Raw genomic sequence first — 6,120 nt, forward strand, 5'->3', positions numbered from 1 at the left:
ACACCACGGTGGTGATCATGTTCACCGCGCCGAGGATGGTGCCCAGACCACCGACCGCAACGCCCAGGATCCACAGGTCACCGCCGGCGCCCGGTGAGTGCATGGCGTCCGAGAGCGGGGTGTAGGCGGTCCAGCCGAAGTCGGCAGCTCCACCTGGGGTGATGAACCCGCCAAGGGCGATCAGCGCCCCAAACACGAAGAGCCAGAACGACAGCGCGTTCAGCCGTGGGAACGCCACATCGGGGGCGCCGATCTGCAGCGGCAGCACCAGGTTGGCGAAGCCGAACACGATCGGCGTCGCGTAGAACAGCAGCATCGCCGTGCCATGCATGGTGAACAGCTGGTTGTACTGCTCGTTCGACAGGAACTGCAGCCCGGGCACGGCCAGCTCGGCGCGAATGAAGAGCGCCATCAAGCCGCCCATGAAGAAGAAAACGAAGCAGGCGACGCAGTACATGATGCCGATCAGCTTGTGATCGGTCGTCGTGACCAGCTTGTAGATCAGGTTGCCTTTGGGACCGGTCCGGGCCGGAAACGGCCGGCCGGCCTCGAGCTTTCCGAGGGGAGGCGCTTCAGTTGTCATGGATTGCTCCACCTCCGGGCAGTGGCGCGTACACGTCGATGTCGCGGACGATCACGAAGGGCCTCCAATCGCGTGCAGGCGTCACCTCGGCAGTCGATGCCGCCACGGCATCACTTTGCGCTTCGATACCGCCACCGAACAGGGACGAAAGTCACCGAACCAAGAGACGACGGCACCCGAATTGATGCCGCTGACGTGGCCGCGTCGGGGTGTCGAGCGCGCATCGGACCGACCGGCGCCAAGCGCTCGTGGACAATCACGTCGAGGACCTATGTCGAAACCCACAGCGCGATGGATGCTTCTCCACGGCACACCGCTCGACCCCAGCATCTGGGATGCGGTCCGTGCCCATCTGCCTGCCGATTCGAGTGCCCCGGACCTCAACCGACCGCAGGCCGACGGTCTTTTTCAACAGCGCCTCGCCGAGGCGGTGTTGGACGACGAGCCTGACCCGCCGCTGATCGTGATCGGGCACTCCCTGGGTGGTCAAGTGGCCATGGAAATGGCTTTGCTTGCGCCGCATCGCATTCGCCGATTGATCCTGGTCTGCACGCGCGATATCCCGGTGCCCGAATTTCACGACGCGGCACGAGCGTTGCGCGCGGGAACGCCGCTCGACATCGAGGCCACCATCGCGCGCTGGTTCACCGCAGCCGAGATCGCCGACGGGGGCCCGGTGATCCACGACGTCCGCCGGCGCCTGACACAGGTGTCACCGTCGGCCTACGCGACCACACTGGAGGCGCTGGCAACCTACGACCGCAGGGCGGAGCTTGCGCAGATTCGGTCGCCGGCAACCCTGCTCTGCGGCCGGCAGGATCTCGGGTGCACCCCCGAGGTGATGTCGACACTGGCGGCTGACCTGCCCGATGCCCGCCTTCAGATCGTCCACGGGTGGGCTCACATGTCTCCGTTCGTCCAGCCCGCCGACTTCGCGGAGCGGTTGCTGAACGCCGCGGAATGAGACAGTGGCGGCAAATTGACTCCACTGCTGAGCCAGGTCCCGTATACACAGATGCATGAAAGCGTCTGCTCATATCGGTCGAGTCGGTGGTCTGGCGGTCGCGCTGGGTATCGGTGCGGCACTGGCCTCGTCGACGGCGGTCGCATGGGCAGACTCTGACGGCTCCGGCAACGCCCGCCCGACGGCCTCCTCTGCCCGTGGCCATGCGGCCGGTCCGAGCGCTCCGCGAGCAACCAAGGCGGGCGTCAATTCGCTGCCCAAACGGCAGGCTCCGACGCAGAAGGTGACGTCGACGACGGTGAAAGCGACCGCCCGGGCCGCCGCAGCTGAGCCCAAGGAGCCGGTCAACGCCGCCGAACTCGCCCTGGCCACCGTGGTTGGGACGTTGGAAGGCTCATCTGCCCACAGCCGGTCCGCGCGGGCTACAGCCGCGGAACCGATCGCAGCTGCCACGCCGACGAATGCCTCGGCGGTGGCCCACATTTCGGCACCGCCGAACCTGACGGCGGTGTTTCAGCAGCTGGTCTACACCCCGCTTCACGTTGTCGTGCAGGCGTGGATCGCCAGTGAGATCGGCCGGCAGGTCGACGACTTCATCAACTCCGCTGCCGGGTCTTACGTGATCGGCAACGGCGTCGACGGCACCGCCGCCAACCACAACGGCGGCGCAGGCGGGTGGCTTCTCGGCGACGGCGGCGCCGGATGGAACAGCACGGAGGCCGGGGTGTCGGGCGGTGCAGGTGGCCGAGCCGGCGCGCTGGGCAACGGCGGAGCCGGTGGAACCGGCGGGGCGGGGGCTGATGGCGGCGCGGGCGGTGCCGGCGGGCAGCTGATGGGGATCGGCGGCGCGGGCGGTAATGCCGGCGCCGCTGTCGTCGGCGCCGTCGGAGGACGCGGGGGTGCCGGCGGCGACGCAACGGGCCTGGTCTTCGGCGTCGGCGGGCACGGCGGGGTCGGCGGTGACGGGACCGACGGCGGACGGGGCGGTAACGGCGGCAACGGCGCGACGTTCCTCGGCAGCGGCGGCGGTGGTGGCAATGCGGGTAAGAGCGGTGTGGGCGGGGCCTCCGTGGGTCTACCGGCGCTCGGTGGAGCCGGCGGCTCGGCCGGTTGGCTCGGAAGCCATGGCGCCGTGGGCAATTCGGGTACGCAAGCAGCAGCGGCGCCCGCCACCGGATCGGTACCGCCGCTGTCGCAGATCGGTACCTGGCTCACCAACGGTGCCGGACAGACCGTCATCTTGCACGGCGTCAACGAGGTCTACAAACTGGCCCCGTACGAACCGTCCGCCAGCGGCTTCAACGAGCAGGACGCACAGTTCCTGGCCGACAACGGATTCAATGTCGTGCGGCTGGGCGTCATCTGGGCGGGGGTGGAGCCGCAGCCGGGAGTGATCAACACCGCCTACCTCGATTCGATCAAAGCCACGGTGCAGATGCTGGCCGACCACGGGATCTACACCGTCATCGACATGCACCAAGACCTCTACAGCGGCACCTTCTACGGCGAGGGTGCACCCGAATGGGCATCCGACGGCGGCGGACGGCCCAACAAGAACTCCGGGTTCCCCGGCAACTACTACGTCAACGGCGCCCTCGGACATGCCTGGGATGCGTTCTGGGGCAACGCCGATGCGCCGAATAGCATTGGACTGCTGGATAATTACGCGCTGACCTGGCAGCACGTCGCCAGCTATTTCGCGGGCAATTCCGCGGTCATCGGATACGACATCATGAACGAACCGTTCCCCGGCTCGAACTATCCGGTCGCGCTGCTCGGCGGCTCGTTCTTCGTCACGCAACAACTGACTCCGATGTACAACCAGGTCGCTGCCGCCATCCGCTCGGTCGACGGCACGACTCCGCTCTATCTGGAACCGCCCAACCCCGCGGTCACCGAAGTGCCGACCCTGCTCGGCATCCCGGTTGCGCTGCTCGGCCGGGTCGCTGACCCGAACTACGTCCTGGCATTCCACAACTACTGCGGCCCGATCGGTGGTGCGCTGTGCACCAAGATCGCCAATACACTTGCGGTACAAGCCGAGAACTACTCCAAGCGGCACAACGTCCCGGCGATGATGAACGAGTTCGGTGCCACCAGTGACATCGACACGCTCACCAAGGAAATGAAGTCCGGCGACCGGTACTTCATGAGTTGGGCCGAATGGGCCTACACCGGCGCCGGTGACATCACCGGATCGCCGGATGTCGAGGGTCTGGTGTACGACCCGACCAAGCCGCCGGTCGGCGACAACGTGAATACCGGCAACCTGCTGACCTTGGCGTCGCCCTACCCGCAACTGGTGTCGGGCACGCCGAAGTCCTGGTCGTTCACCAACGGCACCTTCACGTTTGGATATTCCACCGCGAAGGTCGATGGTGCCGGAACGTTCGCCGACGGTGCTCTGACCACTATCTCGGTACCAGGAGTGGAGTTCCCGAACGGCTACCAGGTGACGGTCACCGGCGGCCATGTCGTCTCGGCTGCGAACGCCACACAACTCGTCGTCGCCTCCGATTCCGGCGCCACCACCGTCAACGTCGTGGTGAGCCCCGCGCCGTAGGCGGCGCGCGTGTCATCCGCCGATACCGGACAGCATCATCCCGGCCGGATCGTATCTGTGGCGGATGGCGTTGAACCGCTGCAGGTTCGGCCCGAGGTACCGCCCAAGCGGTTCGCCGCTTTCGGGGTAGTTGATGTAGCCGCCCACCGATGCCGACCCCAGCGCCTGGTGTGCCGCGGTGAGCCAGTCGGTGGCCGCGTCGGACCTTGCCTCGGTGTACCACTGAACAGAGGCCGCCTGCCGACGCCACGGGAAGGCGCTTGCCGCCGGATCGACGTCGCCGACCGCGCCGGACAGCGACTCCACCACCGCCGTCGCCGAGCCCGCGCCGGCCGGCCATGCCGCCATCGCGGTGACAATGGATTCCGCTGCCGCCGAGGTCATTTCGCCGACGATGTCCGATCCAGCGACAAACGCGCGCGGGACCCGGGCGGCGTCGCCGCCCTCGAAGTAGTGCACGAAGTCCGTCCGGTTGAGTGTGCGGGTTCGGGTCGACGACGCCGACAACCCGGCGGCGGCAAGCATGTCGCCGGCGATCGCAGGCCCGCTGCCCGGCGGAGTTGCCAGGATGACCGTGCAGCGGCCAGGGCCGTCCCCGGCGGTGATGTTGACCATGCCCCAGATGTCACGATCGGCCGCCTGCTGCCAGTGCTGCCAACCGGCGATGGCGGCGGCCGCCGCATCCATCGGAAAGGCGATGGTGACCACGTCGCGGTCGGTGACGGGGAAGGTGCGAAACGTCATCGACGTCACGACGCCGAGATTGCCGCCACCGCCACCCCGCAGCGCCCAGAACACGTCGGGATGGTCGTCAGCCGACGCCGACAGCATGTCGCCGCTGGGCAACACCAACGTCGCCGACACCAGCGCGTCGCAGGTCAGTCCGTGCAGGCGGGCGTCCGAACCCAGACCACCACCCAGCGTCAGTCCCGCGACGGCGACCGTCGGGCAGCTGCCGGACGGAATCGACCGGCCCCGCGACGCGAGTGCGGTCTGGACGGCGTCCAGGTCAGTGGCGGGGGACACCGTCATTGTGTCGCTGCCGGCGTCGGCGCCACCGGGCAGCCGACGCAGGTCGATCACCAGGGTGGCATCGAGCGACGACGCACCGATGTAGGAGTGCCCGCCGCTGCGCACACTGACCCCGATGTGGTGACTCGACGCGAACTCGGCCGCCCTCTGCACGTCCGCGACGGAGGCAGCCGCCAGCACCGCCGCCGGCGCGGATCCGTCGAAGCGTGAATTGAAGGTGCTTTTCGCCGACGCATACTGCGGGTCGGCGGGCAGCAACAGCGTGCCGTCGAGTCGGCCGCGCAGACCCGCCCAGTCGGGCGGGCCGGGACTCGACACCGCGCGGGGTGTGACGGTGCGGCACGCGCTCAGTAGGGCCGCGCCGGCCAGCCCGCCCACTGCCCGCCGGACGAACTCCTGGCGGGACATCTGCCCCGACACAGGCTGAATGCTAGTGCTACTCCAGCACGAAAACCGGGATCAGACGATCAGTCTTGGTCTGATATTCGGCGTAGGGCGGGTAGGCCTCGACGGCCAGCTTCCACCAGTGCTCGCGCTCCTCACCGGAGACCTCGCGGGCGGTCAGCGTCACGGTCGTTTCGCCATCCTGCGCGGTCACCGTGGGATTGGCCTTGACGTTGAAATACCACGACGGATGCGCCGGGTCACCACCCTTGGAGGCGACCATCGCGTACTTGCCGTTCTCCTCGACACGCATCAGCGGCACGTAGCGCTTCTTGCCGGACTTGGCACCGGTGGTGGTGAACAGGACGACCGGGCGATCCATGATGTGGACGCCGTCGGTGGTGCCTTGCTTCAGAATCTGTTCGGTCTGCTCCCGCACCCAATCAGTGGGGCTCAACTCCGCATTCTCAGTCATGGACCGCTCAACTCCTCTCGTGGTTGGACTATTCCCTCATCTGGGGCGCGATAACCGGCGCTGTCCCTCTTTGCCAGGCTGGTTGTGAGTCAGTTCGCGACCAGTTCTAGGAGGGTGTG

At 67.4% G+C, this 6,120-nt stretch carries 5 protein-coding genes; 2 read left to right on the forward strand and 3 right to left on the reverse strand.

The annotated features are described in order from the left end of the window. A partial coding sequence (locus tag CRM90_RS29210) for a cbb3-type cytochrome c oxidase subunit I (protein WP_199190104.1) occupies window positions 1-583 on the reverse strand: 583 nt, incomplete at its 3' end. Between the two features lie 271 nt (window positions 584-854). Between CRM90_RS29210 and CRM90_RS29215 the strand changes: the two genes are divergently transcribed. After that, window positions 855-1,547 carry an alpha/beta fold hydrolase gene (locus CRM90_RS29215; RefSeq protein ID WP_158249089.1) on the forward strand — a complete coding sequence of 231 codons (693 nt, stop codon included), beginning with the start codon at window positions 855-857 and terminating at the stop codon, window positions 1,545-1,547. Window positions 1,548-1,602: 55 nt separating this feature from the next. Further along, a complete protein-coding gene (locus CRM90_RS31400; RefSeq protein ID WP_102810351.1) occupies window positions 1,603-4,110 on the forward strand; it encodes a cellulase family glycosylhydrolase in 2,508 nt (835 codons plus the stop codon). 12 nt (window positions 4,111-4,122) lie between these two features. Here the strand turns inward: CRM90_RS31400 and CRM90_RS29225 are convergent, their stop codons facing one another. Then, window positions 4,123-5,562 carry an FAD-binding oxidoreductase gene (locus CRM90_RS29225; protein WP_102810352.1) on the reverse strand — a complete coding sequence of 480 codons (1,440 nt, stop codon included), beginning with the start codon at window positions 5,560-5,562 and terminating at the stop codon, window positions 4,123-4,125. A gap of 16 nt (window positions 5,563-5,578) precedes the next feature. Next, the gene (locus CRM90_RS29230) at window positions 5,579-6,001 is read right to left on the reverse strand and encodes a nitroreductase family deazaflavin-dependent oxidoreductase (RefSeq protein ID WP_083116609.1); all 423 of its coding nucleotides are present in this window, start codon (window positions 5,999-6,001) and stop codon (window positions 5,579-5,581) included. Between the last annotated feature and the right edge of the window lie 119 nt (window positions 6,002-6,120).

It is taken from the genome of Mycobacterium sp. ENV421, assembly GCF_002887815.1.
Classification (GTDB): Bacteria; Actinomycetota; Actinomycetes; order Mycobacteriales; family Mycobacteriaceae; genus Mycobacterium.